A 14,471-nucleotide genomic window follows, 5' to 3' on the forward strand; every position below is an offset into this window, starting at 1 on the left:
AGTATTCCACTTCGAAAGAATATTCCATAGACGTCGCGATCGGGTCGCATCCGGCGTTGGAGACACTGAACGGGCAGATTGAACATGAAGCGTGAACCGATACTCGATTGCGACGTGCTGGTACTGGGCTCCGGTGCGGGCGGCCTCGCGGCGGCGGTCACGGCGGCGGCGCAGGGCCTGCGCGTGATCGTCGCCGAGAAGGAGGCCGTGTTTGGCGGCACGACCGCGTGGTCGGGCGGATGGATGTGGATTCCACGCAATCCGCTCGCGGCGCGGGCCGGCATTCGCGAGGACATCGAGGTGCCGCGCACGTATCTGAAGAACGAACTGGGCGCGCAGTTCGATGCGGCGAAGGCCGATGCGCTGCTTGAACGCGGCCCGGAGATGGTCGAATTCTTCGAGCGGAACACGGCCGTGCGCTTCGTCGACGGCAACCGCATTCCCGATTTCCACACCACGCCGGGTGCCGGCACGGGCGGGCGCTCGGTCTGCGCGATGCCGTTCGACGGTCGCGAACTGGGCCCGCTGATCGACCGGTTGCGCGAGCCGCTGTCGGTGACGACGCTCAAGGGGATGGCGCTCGCGTCCGGCCAGGATCTCGCGCATTTCTATCGCGCCACGCGCTCGCTGAAGTCGGCGCTGCATGTCGGCCGCCGGCTGGCCGCGTTCGGGTGGCACAAGTTGCGCTACGGGCGCTCGATGCATCTGGTGAACGGCAATGCGCTCGTCGCGCGCCTGCTGAAATCGGCGGCCGATCGCGGGGTCGACCTGCGCACGAATGCGAAGGCGATCGGCCTGGTGCGCGACGACGCACGCGTGACCGGCGCACGCGTGGCGATCGACGGCATCGTGCACGAGGTGCGCGCGGCGCGCGGCGTCGTGCTGGCTTGCGGCGGTTTCCCGCACGATCAGGCGCGGCGCGCGCAGACGTTCGCCTATACGCCGTCGGGCCGCGAACACTGGTCGGCGGCGCCGCGTTGCAATACCGGCGACGGGATCCGGCTCGGCGAATCGATCGGCGCACATTTCGACCGGTCGCTCGATGCGCCGGCGGCGTGGGCGCCCGTCTCGCTGGTGCCGCAGCCGGGCGGCGATGCGGTCGCGTTTCCGCATCTGATCGAGCGCGCGAAGCCGGGCGTGATCGCGGTGACGTGCGCGGGCAAGCGCTTCGTGAACGAGGCGTCGTCGTATCACGACTTCATTTCCGCGCTGCTCGACACGACGCCGGCCGGTGAAGAAGTGTGCGCGTGGCTCGTTTGCGACCATCGCTTTCAGCGGCGCTACGGGCTCGGTTTCTCGAAGCCGTTTCCGTTCCCGACCGGCCCGTACCGGCGCTCCGGCTATCTCAAGCGCGGCGCGACGCTCGATGCGCTCGCGCGCGAATGCGGAATCGACGCAGCCTCGCTGGCGGACACGGTATCGGCCTACAACCAGTACGCGAAGCAAGGCTGCGATCCGGCGTTTCACAAGGGCTCGACACCGTACAACCGCGTGCAGGGCGACGCCGACCGGCAGCCGAACCCGTGTCTCGCGCCGATCGAAGCGGGGCCGTTCTATGCGGTGAAGCTGTTGCCCGGCAGCCTTGGCACGTTCGCGGGCCTGGCCACCGATCGCGATGCACGCGCGCTCGACTCAGCCGGCCGGGCCATCGCCGGCCTCTACGCGGTCGGCAACGATTCGGCCAGCATGATGGGCGGCTGCTATCCCAGCGGCGGCATCACACTCGGTCCGGCGATGACGTTCGGTTATCTCGCCGGCCTTTCTCTCGCCGACGCCGCGCCCGAACCCGCGCGTGCCGGCATCGATTCATCCTCGAGGACAATGCAATGACACTGTATGACGTAGTGACGCTCACGGTGAAGATCGGCGCGAACGCGCAGGTCTTCGAAGGGATTCAGGCCAGCGGCGATCCGCAGGGCGGCAAGCTGCTCGGCGCGTGGTATTCGGACATCGGCACGCTCGGCCAGGTGCTGGTGCTGCGCGGCTATGAATCGGAGGCCGCGCTCGTCGGCGAGCGCAAGCGGATGCTGCTCGAAGGCAACCCGTTCGGCTGCGGCGAATCCATCATCGACGTGAAGACGGCCAGCTATGCGCTGTTCCCGTTCCTGCCGCCGATCGAACCGGCCGTGCACGGCGGCATCTACGAGATGCGCGTGTACGGCACGAAGCTCGGCAGCCTGCAGCACACGATCGATGTGTGGGAACAGGCGGTGCCGGAGCGCACCCGGCGCTCGCCGCTGGTCGGCGCGATGTATGCGCTCGACGGCGATACGCCGCGCTTCCTGAACATCTGGCCGTATGCGAGCGTGGACGAGCGTTCGCGCATTCGCGCCGAGGCGGTCAAGGACGGCATCTGGCCGCCGAAGGGCGGCCCGGCCCATCTCACGACCATGGAGTCGACGATCTGCGTGCCCGCGCCGTTCTCGCCGTTGCGCTGAACCTGCCGCGTGTTACGCCATGACGCTCAAGGAGACGATATGACCCAGCCTCAATCCCGCGCGCTGTCGCTGTCGGCGCTGACCGTGCTCGAACTGAGTCCGCCGCGGATGGTGCAATGCGCCGTCGACGCGGGCTACGACTACGTCGGCCTGCGACTGCTGCCGGCCACCGACACCGAGGTTCGCCACGAGATCATCGGCGATACGCGGCTCAAGCGCGAAACGCTCGCGGTCCTGCGCGATACCGGCATGCGCGTGCTCGACGTCGAGATCGTGCGGCTGAAGCCCGATACCGACGTGACGCACTACCTGCCGATGCTCGAAACGGCGGCGGAACTCGGCGCGCGCTACGTCCTCGTGGCCGGCAACGATCCCGACGAAGCGCGCACCATCGACCGGCTCGGCCGGCTGTGCGACCTGGCCGCGCCGCTCGGCCTGTTGCCGTCGCTGGAGCCGATGCCGTGGACCGACGTGAAGGACATCGGCGCCGGGGCGCGCATCGTCGACGCGTGCGGCCGACGCAACACCGGGCTGATCGTCGACCCGATCCACTTCGATCGTGCCGGCTCGTCGCCTGACGCGTTGCGGGCGTTGCCGCACGCGTACTTCGGCTACGTGCAGTTCTGCGATGCGCCGGCCGAGCGGCCGACCGACGTCGACACGCTGCTGTTCCAGGCACGCTGCGCGCGGATGGTGCCGGGCGAGGGCGGGCTCGATCTCGCGGGCATCCTGCGCGCGCTGCCCGCTCACTTGCCAGTGAGCGTCGAGGTGCCGAACGAAGCGTGGGCGAAGACGACGCCGGCCGTCGAGCGGGCGCGCCGCTTGCGCGAGGCCACCGTTGCCGTGATCGACGCGGCGGCCGTGCCGGCCTGAGCACACGCCGGCCGCCTTCGCGACCCAACGGGCCCGATCGGCGCCAGGCATCGTGCCGGCGCGCGGATCGGGCATTCGACACGACGACAAGAACAACATTTCCGGAGACATCAGCATGACTTCCTCGCAGACGGCCCGAAAGCCGAAGCAGACTATTCAGGATCGCGAATCGAAAGACGCGCGCTCGCTCGACGTTCAACAGTTTCTCGATACGCGGCCGGTGGGCGCGTTCCAGTGGCTCGTGCTGTTGTTGTGCATGCTGATCGTGATGCTCGACGGGCTCGACACGGTGATGATCGGCTTCATCGCGCCGTCGATTTCCAGCGCGTGGTCGATTCCGCGCGACGCGCTGGGGCCGGTAATGAGCGGCGGCCTGCTCGGTCTCGCATTCGGCGCGCTCACGGCCGGCCCGATGTCCGACCGCTTCGGCCGCAAGACGGTGATGGTCAGCGCGGTGGCGTTCTTTGGCCTCTGGAGCATTGCGTCGGCGTTTGCGACGGGCGTGGTGTCGCTGACGGTGCTGCGCTTTTTGACCGGCATCGGCCTGGGCGCGTCGATGCCGAACGCGGCCACGCTGATGGCCGAATATGCGCCGCCGCGGCGGCGCGCGCTGATGGTGACGGCCGTGTTCTGCGGCTTCACCTTCGGTGCGGCAGGCGGCGGCTTCGTGAGCGCGTGGCTGATCGAAACGTGGGGCTGGCATTCGGTTCTGCTGCTCGGCGGCGTGCTGCCGATTGCGTACGTGCCCATCCTCGTCAAATGGCTGCCGGAATCCGCGCGCTATCTCGCGCTGTCGGAGCAGCGCCGCGCACGGCTCATCGGCGTGCTGAACCGCGTGCAGCCCGGCGTTGCCGACGCGCGCACGCGCTTCGTGTCGGCCGAGCCGGTGCGCGATGCGCGCAGCCCCGTCCGCGCGATTCTGTCGCGCGAACATGCGTTCGGCACGGTGATGCTGTGGATCTGCTACTTCGCGGGCTTGCTGACCGTGTATCTGCTCGGCAACTGGTTGCCGACGCTGATCCGCGGGCTCGGGTTTTCGCTGGCCGAGGCCGCGATCGTCGGCGCGCTGTTCCAGGCGGGCGGCACGGTCGGCTCGCTGCTGATCGGGTGGCAGATGGACCGTTTCAATCCGCACGCGGCGCTTGGCGCGACCGTGCTCGCCGGCGGCGCGCTTGCCTGGTACATGGGCGTATCGGCCCATCCGTTCACGGTGATCTGCGTACTGGCGTTCGGCATCGGCTACTGCATGAACGGTTCGAATACGGGCTTCTGCGCGCTGGCGGCCGGCTCCTATCCGACCGAGATGCGGGCCACCGGGACCAGCTGGATGCTCGGCGTCGGCCGTTTCGGCGGCATTGCGGGCGCGATGCTGGGCGCGGCCATGCTCCATGCGAACTGGAGCTTCGGCCAGGTCTTCGCGGCGCTTGCGGTGCCGGCGGCCGTGGGCGGCGCAGCGGTGCTGCTCAAGGGCGCGCGCCATCGCGGCACGTTCGTGGCCGTGAGCGGGGCGGCCGGCCATTGATGGCGGGCGCGGCGCCGCGGCCACGGTCTCGGCGCCGCGCAAATTCGCTTGAATTCCAGTATGGAATTATGTTCTTATTTGACATTCACCATACGGACGAGAAGGCGCCATGGCAGGAAACCTCGAGCGTGCGCTCGCAGTGCTGGAATTGCTGGCAAAGAACGGCGGCCGCATGCCGCTGGCCACCATTGCAGATACGCTGAACATTCCCCGCAGCGGCACGCATCGCCTGCTGTCGATGCTGATCGATGAAGGGTTCGTGCGTCAGGATGAAGAGCACGGCGAGTACATGCTGGCGCTGAAGCTGGTGTCGCTCGCGCTGATCTACCTGTCGACGAGCGGGGTGTTCGACATTTCCCAGCCGGTGCTCGATCGCCTGGCCGAGTCGTCCGGCGAACTGGCGCGGCTCGGTGTGGTCGAGGACGATCACATCACGTTCGTCGGCAAGGCGCAGGGTGCGAAATCCGGCCTGCGTTACGACCCGGACATGGGCAGCCAGCCGCCGCTGCATTGCACCGCGAGCGGCCAGGCATGGCTCGCGACGCTGCCCGACGAGCGCGCGATCGAGCTGGTGTCGAAGCAGGGCGGGCTCAGCGCGAAGACGCAGAACGTGCCGCGCGCGCCGAAGACCATCCAGCAATTCCTGAAGGACCTGAAGGGTGCGCGCGAGCGTGGCTACGGCGTGGCGATCGAGACGTACGAGATCGGTATGACGTCGATCGCGGCAGCGGTGCGTAATCCCGTGACGAACGAAGTAGTCGGCATCGTGAGCCTCGCCGGCCCGACTAGCCGCTTGCCGGAATCCCGGCTGAAAGAGCTCGCACCGCTGTTGCTCGCCTCTGCGGCTGACATGAGCGCGGCCACGCTTGGTTCGCCCTGGTTCAAGCGGACGGCACTGGCGTCGACGCAAGCCTCACCGATTGCGACTGCGAAGGCGGCACCGCGCGGGCGCTCGTCGAAGCGTTAGGGAGCTTCGCAAAGCGGCGTTGCACCGGCTGCGCGCTGGTGCATGGTCGCCGCATTCGAATGTTGACCATCATCGATATGTGGAACCGGGCGTGCCCGCACATCGAGGTCGACTTCTCGCTGACGGGTGTTCGCGTGAAGCGTGTGCTCGAGCAGTCGCGGCAGCGAGGACGGCGCCCCAATCTGATTCAGGTGGATAACGGCCCGGAGTTCGTCAGCAGGGCGCTCGACGCCTGGGCACACGAGCACGGCGTAAAACCGCAGTTCATTCGGCCCGGCAAACCGGTGGAGAACGCTCACATCGAGAGCTTCAACGGCCGACTGCGTGAAGAGTGTTTGAATCAGCATGCGTTCGTCAGTCTCGACGATGTACGCAGGCGAATCGAAGCGTGGCGCGCGACCACAACTCGGTGCGTCCGCATAGTGCGTTGGGGCAATTGGCGCCGGACCAATTCGGGCAATTGCATCAACCGAAAACCGGCGAGACCACTAACTTACGAACGGCGTACTCGGCGGGGCAAGGTCACCTCGGACTCCAGGGTCACGTCGGATTTCCTCGGACTTCATTCTCCCGCTTGCCCTCGTGAAATTGTCGTGCTAATTTTTCATGAAAGTTGGCGATGAAAATTTCACGGGAATCCGCATGTTCGTGCAGTCCGACCGTCACGTCGCAAGCTACTACGCCGGCACTTATCCGGCGCCGATTTCGCGGCGTCCCGAACTGGACGAACGCGTCGACGCCGACGTACTGGTCGTCGGCGCGGGCTTCAGCGGGCTGCATACGGCATTGCGCCTCGCGCTCGCGGGCAAGCGCGTGGTCGTGCTCGAGGCGAGTCGCGTCGCGTGGGCCGCATCGGGCCGCAACGGCGGACAGGCGCTGCTCGGCTGGTCGTGCGACATGCAGCCGCTCGAGGATTCGCTCGGCCGCGACGGCGCGCGCGTGCTGTGGGGCAGCATGCGCTGGGCCGCGGCCGAAGTGCGCGAACTGCCCGCGCGGCATGGCTTCGACATCGACTACCGGCCCGGCAGTCTGTGGGCCGCGGTGCGGCCGCGTCGCGTCGCGATGCTCGCGCAGGCCCGCGACGAGGCAGCGCAGCGCTGGGGCTACGACCGCCTGCGCGTGATCGGGCAGGACGAGATGCCCGAGTGGATCGGCAGCGCGCGCTATCTCGCCGCGCTCCACGATCCCGAGGCCGGCCATCTGAATCCACTGAAGCTCGCGCTCGGTCTCGCGCAGACGATCGAACGGGCCGGCGGCCGCATCTTCGAGCAGAGCCGCGTGCTCGAGTATCGCGAGACCGAAGGCGGTCACGTTGCCCGCACCGCGCACGGCGAGGTGCGCGCGGACGTGCTGGTGCTCGCGTGCAACGCGTATGTCGACCGGCTCGATCCCGAACTGTCGCGCCGGTTGCTGCCGGTCGGCACCTACCAGGTCGCGACCGCGCCGCTCGCGCCGGAGGTCGCACGCTCGCTGCTGCCGCGCAACAGTTGCGTGATCGACAACCAGTTCGTGCCCGACTACTTCCGCCTGAGCCCCGACAATCGCCTGCTGTTCGGCGGGGGCTGCACGTATCTCGGCGGGATTCCGGCCGACATCGCGGCTGCGACGCGCCCGCACCTTGAACGCGTGTTCCCGCAACTGGCCGGCGTGTCGCTCGACTACGCGTGGGGTGGCCACATCGACATCAGCATGCGACGCACGCCGGACATCGGCCGTCGCGGCCAGCGTTTCTGGCTGCAGGGCTTCTCGGGGCACGGTGTGTTGCCGACGCTCGCCGGCGCGCGCGCGGTCGCCGACGCCGTGCTCGGCGACGATCGCCTGCTCGCGCTGTACCAGTGCATCCGCAACCCGCGCTTCCCCGGCGGCGACCGCCTCGCCGCGCCGCTGGAAGCGATCGGCAAGGCCTGGTACCGTTTGCGCGATACCGTCTGACGCACCGGAATCCATCATGAACGAGCAGGAAGAGATAGAAAGTCTGGCGATCCTGATCCGCGATCTGCGCAAGCATCGCAAGGTCACGCTCAACGATCTCGCGGAACGAATCGGCCGCTCCGTCGGCTTTCTATCGCAGGTCGAGCGCGGGCTGTCGCGCCCGACGGTCGCGGATCTCACCGCGATCGGCGAGGCGCTCGGCGTGCCGACCACGTATTTCTACAGCCTCAGCAAACCGCGCAGCGTGCCGTGGGTCACACGGCCCGACGAGCGGCGCACCGTGTATTACGCGGCCGGCATCACGGACATCCTCGTGTCGCCGAACATGCGTTCGCGCTTCTCGATTCTGGAGAGTCATCTCGCGCCCGGGGCGAGCAGCGGCGAGCGCTCCGTCGACGACAGCGACGAGCAGGGCGGCTTCGTGCTCGAAGGCGAGCTGACGATCTGGATCGACGGCGACGACACACCCATCACGCTCGGCCCGAACGACGCATTCCAGCTTCCCGCGCACAAGCGGTTCCGTTACGCGAACCTGGGCGATGCCCCGGCGCGCGTGATCTGGGTGTTCACCTAAGTTTGTGGGCCGGCGGCCCGAGGGGCCGTCTCGCCGTGTTGCCGGTTTGCAGTACTGACCGATATTGGGCATGTGACGTGCCGCATGCCGGTGAGTCCGGTTCGCCGCGTTGCGGCACCGCCATACAAGACATGGAAAGGATGAGACATGGCTGACGTCGTTCCCGTGCTGGTCGATGAAATCCGCGCATTCCGGCAGGCGCATCCCGAGATCCGTTATGTCGACCTGATCTGTCTCGACCTGCCGGGCCATTTCTACGGCAAGCGCTATCCGATCGATGCGCTCGAGAAGGTCGCGTCGGGTTCGCTGCTGAAGCTGCCGCAGAACTGCGTGCTGCTCGGCACGCAGGGCGGCCTCTACAAGATCGGCGATTACTGCTTCAACGACGGCGACCCGGACGCGCCGCGTCGCCTGATTCCCGGCACGCTGAAGCCGGTGCGCTGGGAGCGGAAGCCGCTCGCGCAGATGCTGATCAGCTCCGATGGCACGGATGCGCCGATCGAGTTCGAGCCGCGCGAAGTGCTGGCGCGCGTGCTGCGGCGGTTCGCGGCACGCGGCATCCGACCGGTCGTCGCGTTCGAGCTCGAGTTCTATCTGTTCGCTGCGCAGCTCGCGGACGGGATGCCGCAGTATCCGCGCGATCGCTTGAGCGACGACCGCGACGACCAGCCGAACATGCACATCGAACGCCTGTCACGGTTTTCCGACGTGCTGCACGAGATGGTCGAGGCCGCGTGCGAGCAGGGTGTCGACGCGACGGTGATCACGGCCGAGCTCGGGCCCGGCCAGTTCGAGATCAACTTCGGCCATACCGACGACGCGTTGCGCGCGGCCGACTGGTCGGCGCTGTTCTGCCGCAGCACGCGCGGCGTCGCGTTGCAGCACGGCTATCGCGCGAGCTTCATGGGCAAGCCGTATCTGCATGCGCCGGGCAGCGGGATGCATGTGCACGTGAGCCTGTACGACGACGCGGGCCGCAACCTGCTCGCCGCGGATGGGCAGCGGCCGCTACGGCATGCGGTGGCCGGCTGCCTCGAGCTGCTGCCGCACTGCATGCCGGTGTTCGCGCCGAATCACAATGCGTTCCGGCGCTATGGATCGATGGTGAACGCGGCGAGCCGTGCAAGCTGGGGCTTCGAGGATCGCGACGCGTGCATCCGGATTCCGGAATCGGATGCGCGCAATCTGCGGATCGAGCATCGGCTCGCGAGCGCGGACGCGAATCCGTACCTCGTGCTCGCGGCGATCCTCAGCGGGATGGAGCACGGGCTCGACGCACGGATCGAGCCGATCGCGCCGCTGAACGACGATCGCGGCAGCGGGATCGATTTTCCGAAGGAGATGCTGTCGGCCGTCGCGGCGATGCAGGATCACGCGGCCGTGCGTGAAGGGCTCGGCAGTGAATTCGTGATGGTGTATTGCGAGAACAAGCGGCAGGAGGAGCTGGATTTTCGCAACGAGATCGGGGCGCGGGAGTATCGGTGGTTCCTGTGACGACGCGACGCGTGACTTCGCAGTGGGCGGAATCCTTGCCGGTGTCGCACGTTGGACCCTCTCGACGTCGTCGATATGCCGTCGGATTTCCGCATCACCGATGGTGCACGAAAGAAGGTACCGCACCGCGAATCGGCTCACGGCACGGCACCCGAGCAGCCCTTACTCCCCGAGCTTCGCCGTCACGCACCCCGTGCTCGAGCATTCGCGCTCGCGTTCGCGCAGGAACGACAGGCGCGATTGCGTGAAGTCGATCGCGCATTGCAGGTTCACGAGATAGCCGTCGTCGCGCGTTTCGCTGCAGCGGTCGTCGCGCTGCTTCATCCACGCGAGCTGGCCCGTCTTCAGCTTGGCCTGCTGGTCGCCGCTCAACTGCTTGCGCACGCGGCCGTACTCGTCGTTCAGTTCACGGTCGAGCTGCGAGAACTCGTTGCTGCTGCAGTACACCTGGTCGAACGCGCTGCGCGGTTTACCGCAGCCGGCCGCATGCGCGGCGAACGGCGCGGCGAGCGCAAGCAGCGCGCAGGATACGAGCAGATTCTTCTTTTTCATGGGGCGCCTCCTCACTGGGTGAAAACCGTTGAAGCCAACGGGCATTACCTTTACCTGGCCGCCGTACAGGCGTCGATCCCGCTCGCGATCGCGGTGGCGAGGCGCTGGATCGTTTCGCGCTGCGCGAGCCGCTTTTCCTCGTCGGGATTGACGATCACGCCGGCCTCGACCAGCACGGCCGGAATCGGCGCGGTGCGCAGCACGACGAGATCATCGAAGCGGTGGATGCCGAGTTGCGGATCGATCAGCGGACGGTTCTCGCCCTTGATCGGCTGCGCGTGATACAGCGACGGCCGTTCGCCGGCCGCGACCAGCCGCTCGGCGATCGCCTTTGCGCAACGCAGGCTTTCCGCGTAGTGCGGATTGCGCTCCGACACGAACACGGCGAAACCGCGGAATTCGCGTTGCCGCCCCGCGTCGATGAACTGCTGCTGCATCGAATCGTGATGGATCGACACGAACAGGTTCGCGTCAGGCGCCTGCGTCGAGCGCTGGTCGAGCGCGATCTCGCGGCCGTCGGCCGACGTGCGCAGCACGCGATCGCCGTGCGCGGCGAGTTTCTCCGCGACGGCGGCGGACAGGTCGAGGTTGTACCGGTATTCGACGCGGCCGCTGGCGCCGGTGGCACCCGGGTGGGCCGGCGTATGGCCGGTGTCGACGACGATGTAGCGGCCGGAGGCCGGCTGCGCATCCGGGCTTGCGGCATCGGCCGCATGCAGCGCCGGCGGCACGCCCAGCAGCGGGGCGCACGCGAGCAGACGCGCGGCGGCGCGCACGAACGGGCGAAGGCGTCGAACGGTTCGGTTTGTCATTGTTGTCGTCGAGGAGGACATGCGGCGCGTCGCACGGCGCGCACCGTCGGCCTGCTCAATGCAGTCGGAATGTCGCGCGATTATAGCGGTTGCCGGCGGCGCCGCAATGACGCCATGACCACTGCCGCACGGAAGGCGCGAACCGGCAATCAGGCGAGCATGCGCCGGGCGGCGAGCATGCCCCAGTACGACGCTTCCTCGAACAGCGACAGCCCGGACAGGTCCGCGTGCGCGAACACGACGGGGCCGTCTGCGTCGCGCAGCGCGAGCAGCCCCGGCCGGCTCAGGAAACCGACGTCGGGCGTCGCCATCGCGTGGCCGCGCACGGTGATCTCGAGCGCGGTCGCATGTTTCCACAGCTCGCGTCCGTATACGGCCTGCAGGTCGATCGCCGCCTGCTCGCGCAGCGCGTCGGGTTTCGCCTGCGCGAGCCAGCGACGCGTGTCGTCCGGCGCGCGCGCGCTGAGCGCCTGATAGGCGGAGAACACCGAACGCGTCGGCGGCGACATCCGGATCAGCTGGTGCGTCGACACAACGTAGCCGAGCCCCGCGCCGTCGTAGACGACGTTGTCCCATGCAAGCGGCACGCCGGCTGCCTCGGCCGGCATCCCGTCGAGCAGGAAATTGGACACGAGCCACGGCGCGCGCGGCGGCAGGTCGCGCACGGGATCGAAGCCGTATGCGTGAAGCTGCGGAAACACGCGCGCCGCGACGAACAGCGGCATCGCGCTGACGACCCGCCGCGCCTTCAGCGTGAACGTCGTCAGCGTACCGTCGTCAGCGACGCGCGCGCACAGCACGTCGATGCCGCCGCTGCGTTCGGTCGCGCGAACGGCGAAGCCGTCCCGCGACCACGCGTTCGAGCCGGTGCGCGCGGTGATCGAGTCGCTCAGCTTCGTCGCCATCGTGTGCAGTCCGTCGGGCCAGGTCAGCACCGCGCCGTCGCCCGCATCGCTCGCGTGACCGCCGCGCGACGAGAAGTAGTGCAGGCCGGCCCACGCGGACACGTGCTCGTAGCCCGCGCCGTAGTCGTCGCGGCAGCAGTAGTTCAGGTACCAGTGCAGCGCGCTCGCGGTGTAGCCCTCGTCGAGCAGCCACTGTTTGAACGAACGCCGGTCGAGCGCGCGCCAGCGCGTATCGCGCGACGATTCGGCGATCGGGATGCAGAACACTTTACGGCCGTCCGCGCCGCGCGCGGTGCGCAAACTGTCGGTGTAGGCGAAGAAGCGTGTTTGCTGCGCGAGCGCGGCGTCGTCGAGGCCGGTCGTCGGCATGATGCCGTCCTGCCACTGGCCGGCGATGAACAGCCGCTCGTCGGGCGCGTGCACGAGCGCGCGTTCGTCGTACACGGGGCGCGCGGAGAACGGCGCCGATTCGATCACGCCGAGATCGGCGAGCATGTCGCGCAGATGCGCGGATTCGAGCGACGGCAGCGGCAGGTAGTGTGCGCCCTTCGGATAGCCGAGCTGGCCGAAGCGGCCGCCGGCCATATTGCCGCCGAATTCGGGGCCGGCGAGCACGACGAAGCGCGTGTGACCGGCACGCGCAAGCTGCCACGCACACGACAGGCCGGCCGCGCCCGCGCCGAGGATCGCGACGTCGGTCTCGATCGTGCCGGACGGCGGTGGCAGCGCTGCGTGATCTCGCAGCGCGTGACCTTCGCGCATGCCGGGGTAGCCGACGCGCGGCGTCGTCTCGATCCAGCCGGTGCGGCCGCATGCGGCAAGCGACGCGGCCGCGGACGCGAGGAGGAACGTGCGGCGATCCATCAGCGCAGCACGTGCTTCCAGTCCTCGTCGAAGCGGCGCACGAGCGGCTGGTCGTTGAGTTCGTTCGGCGACATCGGCAGCGCCGGCATGTCGGCCGGGAAATGAAACATCTCGGCGGCCGTCTGCGCGTCGAGCCAGCGCGTCGGCACCGAATAGCGCGTCGGCACGGTGAAGTCGCGGCGTTTGCCCGCGATCACGAAGCCCCAGTCGCCGAACGACGGCACGTAGCAGTGGTACGGCCACGTGTTGAGCCCGGCTTCGTGCAGCGTCGCGATGATCGTCCAGTATGCGTGCGGCGCGAAGTACGGCGACGTCGACTGGATCACCGCATAGCCGTTTTCCGACAGGTGGCGGGCGAGCAGCCGGAACACCGGCACCGAATAGAGGCGCCCGAGCCCGAAGTTGGTCGGATCGGGGAAGTCGACGACGATCGCGTCGTACACGTCGGCATTCGATTCGAGCCAGCGCACCGCGTCGTCGTTGATCACCTGCACGCGCGGGTCCTTCAGGGCGCCCTGGTTCAGTTTCACGAGCGGCGCGGAGGTCGAGAACAGCTTCGTCATCGCGGGGTCGAGATCGACGAGCGTGATCCGTTCGAGGTTGCGGTGCTTGAGCAGTTCGCGCACCGCGAGGCCGTCGCCGCCGCCGAGCACGAGCACGCGTTTCGCCCACGGCAGCGCCTCGATCGTCGGATGGATCAGCGCCTCGTGATAGCGATGCTCGTCACGCGACGAGAACTGCAGGTTGCCGTTCAGGTACAGCCGCATGTCGTCGTGCCATTGCGTGAGCACGATGCGCTGGTATGGCGTCGTTTCGGAATAGATCGTCTCGTCGCCGTACACGCCGTGCTCGGCCCAGTGTGTGATGCGGTCCGACAGCGCGAAGCCGGCGACGAGCAGTCCGATCACGAGCGACGCGCGCATCAGCTTGCCGCGCACGTTGCGGATCTCGTCGCGGAACAGGTGCGTGGTCCACAGCGCGACGAATGCGTTCAGCAGCCCGAACAGAAAGCTCGTGCGCAACAGGCCGAGACGCGGCGCGAGCACGAGCGGGAAGATCAGCGACACGGCGAGCGAGCCGAGATAGTCGAAGGTCAGCACCTCGCTGACGGTATGGCGAAACGCCTGGCGGCGCTGCTGGAACGCGCGCATCACGAGCGGGATCTCCATCCCGATCAGCAGGCCGAGCGCGAGCACGAGCGCGTAGAGCGCCGCGCGGAACGGCGCGGCCAGCCACGCGAACACCGCGAAAAGGAGTGCTGCCGACACGCCGCCGAGCAGGCCGACGAGCAGCTCGATGTCGACGAAGCGGTCGAGCACGTCGTTGTCCTCGACGAACTTCGCGAGCCACGAGCCGATCCCCATCGCGAACAGGTAGCAGCCGATCACCGACGAGAACTGCAGGATCGAATCGCCGAGCAGGTAGCTCGACAGCGCGCTGCTGATCAGTTCGTAGCCGAGCCCGCACGACGCGAGCACGAGGATCGACAGGACGAGCGCGCGCTTATGCAGCATGGCGCGTCCGTTGTGCAGGGCTCG

Annotated in this window: 13 protein-coding genes; 9 read left to right on the forward strand and 4 right to left on the reverse strand. The window is 67.8% G+C overall.

Annotated elements, in window-relative coordinates; genetic code table 11:
• Positions 1–84: 84 nt before the first annotated feature.
• From WS75_RS29335 to WS75_RS29375, 9 genes are all read left to right on the forward strand, one after another.
• A complete protein-coding gene (locus WS75_RS29335; protein WP_059685905.1) occupies positions 85–1,830 on the forward strand; it encodes an FAD-dependent oxidoreductase in 1,746 nt (581 codons plus the stop codon).
• Complete coding sequence (locus WS75_RS29340; protein WP_059600129.1) at positions 1,827–2,438, forward strand: NIPSNAP family protein; 612 nt, start codon at positions 1,827–1,829, stop codon at positions 2,436–2,438. Before WS75_RS29335 ends, WS75_RS29340 begins: the two co-directional genes overlap by 4 nt.
• 39 nt (positions 2,439–2,477) lie before the next feature.
• Entirely contained in the window at positions 2,478–3,311 is an 834-nt protein-coding gene (locus WS75_RS29345; protein WP_059600128.1) for a sugar phosphate isomerase/epimerase family protein, read from the forward strand.
• Between the two features lie 115 nt (positions 3,312–3,426).
• Positions 3,427–4,833 (forward strand): MFS transporter, encoded by a 1,407-nt coding sequence (locus WS75_RS29350; protein WP_082728884.1) that lies wholly within the window; start codon positions 3,427–3,429, stop codon positions 4,831–4,833.
• 109 nt (positions 4,834–4,942) lie between these two features.
• Positions 4,943–5,800 carry an IclR family transcriptional regulator gene (locus WS75_RS29355; RefSeq protein WP_059600127.1) on the forward strand — a complete coding sequence of 286 codons (858 nt, stop codon included), beginning with the start codon at positions 4,943–4,945 and terminating at the stop codon, positions 5,798–5,800.
• Positions 5,801–5,877: 77 nt separating this feature from the next.
• Positions 5,878–6,423: an integrase core domain-containing protein gene (locus WS75_RS35160; protein ID WP_373558520.1), complete on the forward strand. Its 546-nt coding sequence runs from the start codon at positions 5,878–5,880 to the stop codon at positions 6,421–6,423.
• 19 nt (positions 6,424–6,442) lie between these two features.
• On the forward strand, positions 6,443–7,732 hold the full coding sequence (locus WS75_RS29365; protein WP_059685910.1) for an NAD(P)/FAD-dependent oxidoreductase: 1,290 nt from the start codon (positions 6,443–6,445) through the stop codon (positions 7,730–7,732).
• A gap of 16 nt (positions 7,733–7,748) precedes the next feature.
• On the forward strand, positions 7,749–8,306 hold the full coding sequence (locus WS75_RS29370) for a helix-turn-helix domain-containing protein (protein WP_059600125.1): 558 nt from the start codon (positions 7,749–7,751) through the stop codon (positions 8,304–8,306).
• 147 nt (positions 8,307–8,453) lie between these two features.
• The gene (locus WS75_RS29375; RefSeq protein WP_059685912.1) at positions 8,454–9,800 is read left to right on the forward strand and encodes a glutamine synthetase family protein; all 1,347 of its coding nucleotides are present in this window, start codon (positions 8,454–8,456) and stop codon (positions 9,798–9,800) included.
• Between the two features lie 162 nt (positions 9,801–9,962).
• Here WS75_RS29375 and WS75_RS29380 read toward each other — a convergent pair whose 3' ends face one another.
• The 4 genes from WS75_RS29380 to WS75_RS29395 all read right to left on the reverse strand — a co-directional run bounded on the left by WS75_RS29380 (position 9,963) and on the right by WS75_RS29395 (position 14,447).
• Positions 9,963–10,352, reverse strand: a complete 390-nt coding sequence (locus WS75_RS29380; protein ID WP_059685914.1) for a lysozyme inhibitor LprI family protein — start codon at positions 10,350–10,352, stop codon at positions 9,963–9,965.
• A gap of 50 nt (positions 10,353–10,402) precedes the next feature.
• Complete coding sequence (locus WS75_RS29385; protein ID WP_059685916.1) at positions 10,403–11,164, reverse strand: N-acetylmuramoyl-L-alanine amidase family protein; 762 nt, start codon at positions 11,162–11,164, stop codon at positions 10,403–10,405.
• Between the two features lie 149 nt (positions 11,165–11,313).
• Entirely contained in the window at positions 11,314–12,933 is a 1,620-nt protein-coding gene (locus WS75_RS29390) for an FAD-dependent oxidoreductase (protein ID WP_059685918.1), read from the reverse strand.
• Entirely contained in the window at positions 12,933–14,447 is a 1,515-nt protein-coding gene (locus tag WS75_RS29395; protein WP_059685920.1) for a polyamine aminopropyltransferase, read from the reverse strand. Before WS75_RS29395 ends, WS75_RS29390 begins: the two co-directional genes overlap by 1 nt.
• Positions 14,448–14,471 lie beyond the last annotated feature (24 nt).

This window comes from Burkholderia sp. FL-7-2-10-S1-D7, from assembly GCF_001524185.1.
GTDB classification, from domain to species: Bacteria; Pseudomonadota; Gammaproteobacteria; order Burkholderiales; family Burkholderiaceae; genus Burkholderia; species Burkholderia diffusa.

Excerpts from the sequence above, each read along its gene's own strand:
- WS75_RS29335 (WP_059685905.1), top strand. The coding sequence starts at position 85 with ATGAAGCGTGAACCGATACTCGATTGCGACGTGCTGGTACTGGGCTCC.
- WS75_RS29340 (WP_059600129.1), top strand. The coding sequence starts at position 1,827 with ATGACACTGTATGACGTAGTGACGCTCACGGTGAAGATCGGCGCGAAC.
- WS75_RS29345 (WP_059600128.1), top strand. The coding sequence starts at position 2,478 with ATGACCCAGCCTCAATCCCGCGCGCTGTCGCTGTCGGCGCTGACCGTG.
- WS75_RS29350 (WP_082728884.1), top strand. The coding sequence starts at position 3,427 with ATGACTTCCTCGCAGACGGCCCGAAAGCCGAAGCAGACTATTCAGGAT.
- WS75_RS29355 (WP_059600127.1), top strand. The coding sequence starts at position 4,943 with ATGGCAGGAAACCTCGAGCGTGCGCTCGCAGTGCTGGAATTGCTGGCA.
- WS75_RS35160 (WP_373558520.1), top strand. The coding sequence starts at position 5,878 with ATGTGGAACCGGGCGTGCCCGCACATCGAGGTCGACTTCTCGCTGACG.
- WS75_RS29365 (WP_059685910.1), top strand. The coding sequence starts at position 6,443 with ATGTTCGTGCAGTCCGACCGTCACGTCGCAAGCTACTACGCCGGCACT.
- WS75_RS29370 (WP_059600125.1), top strand. The coding sequence starts at position 7,749 with ATGAACGAGCAGGAAGAGATAGAAAGTCTGGCGATCCTGATCCGCGAT.
- WS75_RS29375 (WP_059685912.1), top strand. The coding sequence starts at position 8,454 with ATGGCTGACGTCGTTCCCGTGCTGGTCGATGAAATCCGCGCATTCCGG.
- WS75_RS29380 (WP_059685914.1), bottom strand. The coding sequence starts at position 10,352 with ATGAAAAAGAAGAATCTGCTCGTATCCTGCGCGCTGCTTGCGCTCGCC.
- WS75_RS29385 (WP_059685916.1), bottom strand. The coding sequence starts at position 11,164 with ATGACAAACCGAACCGTTCGACGCCTTCGCCCGTTCGTGCGCGCCGCC.
- WS75_RS29390 (WP_059685918.1), bottom strand. The coding sequence starts at position 12,933 with ATGGATCGCCGCACGTTCCTCCTCGCGTCCGCGGCCGCGTCGCTTGCC.
- WS75_RS29395 (WP_059685920.1), bottom strand. The coding sequence starts at position 14,447 with ATGCTGCATAAGCGCGCGCTCGTCCTGTCGATCCTCGTGCTCGCGTCG.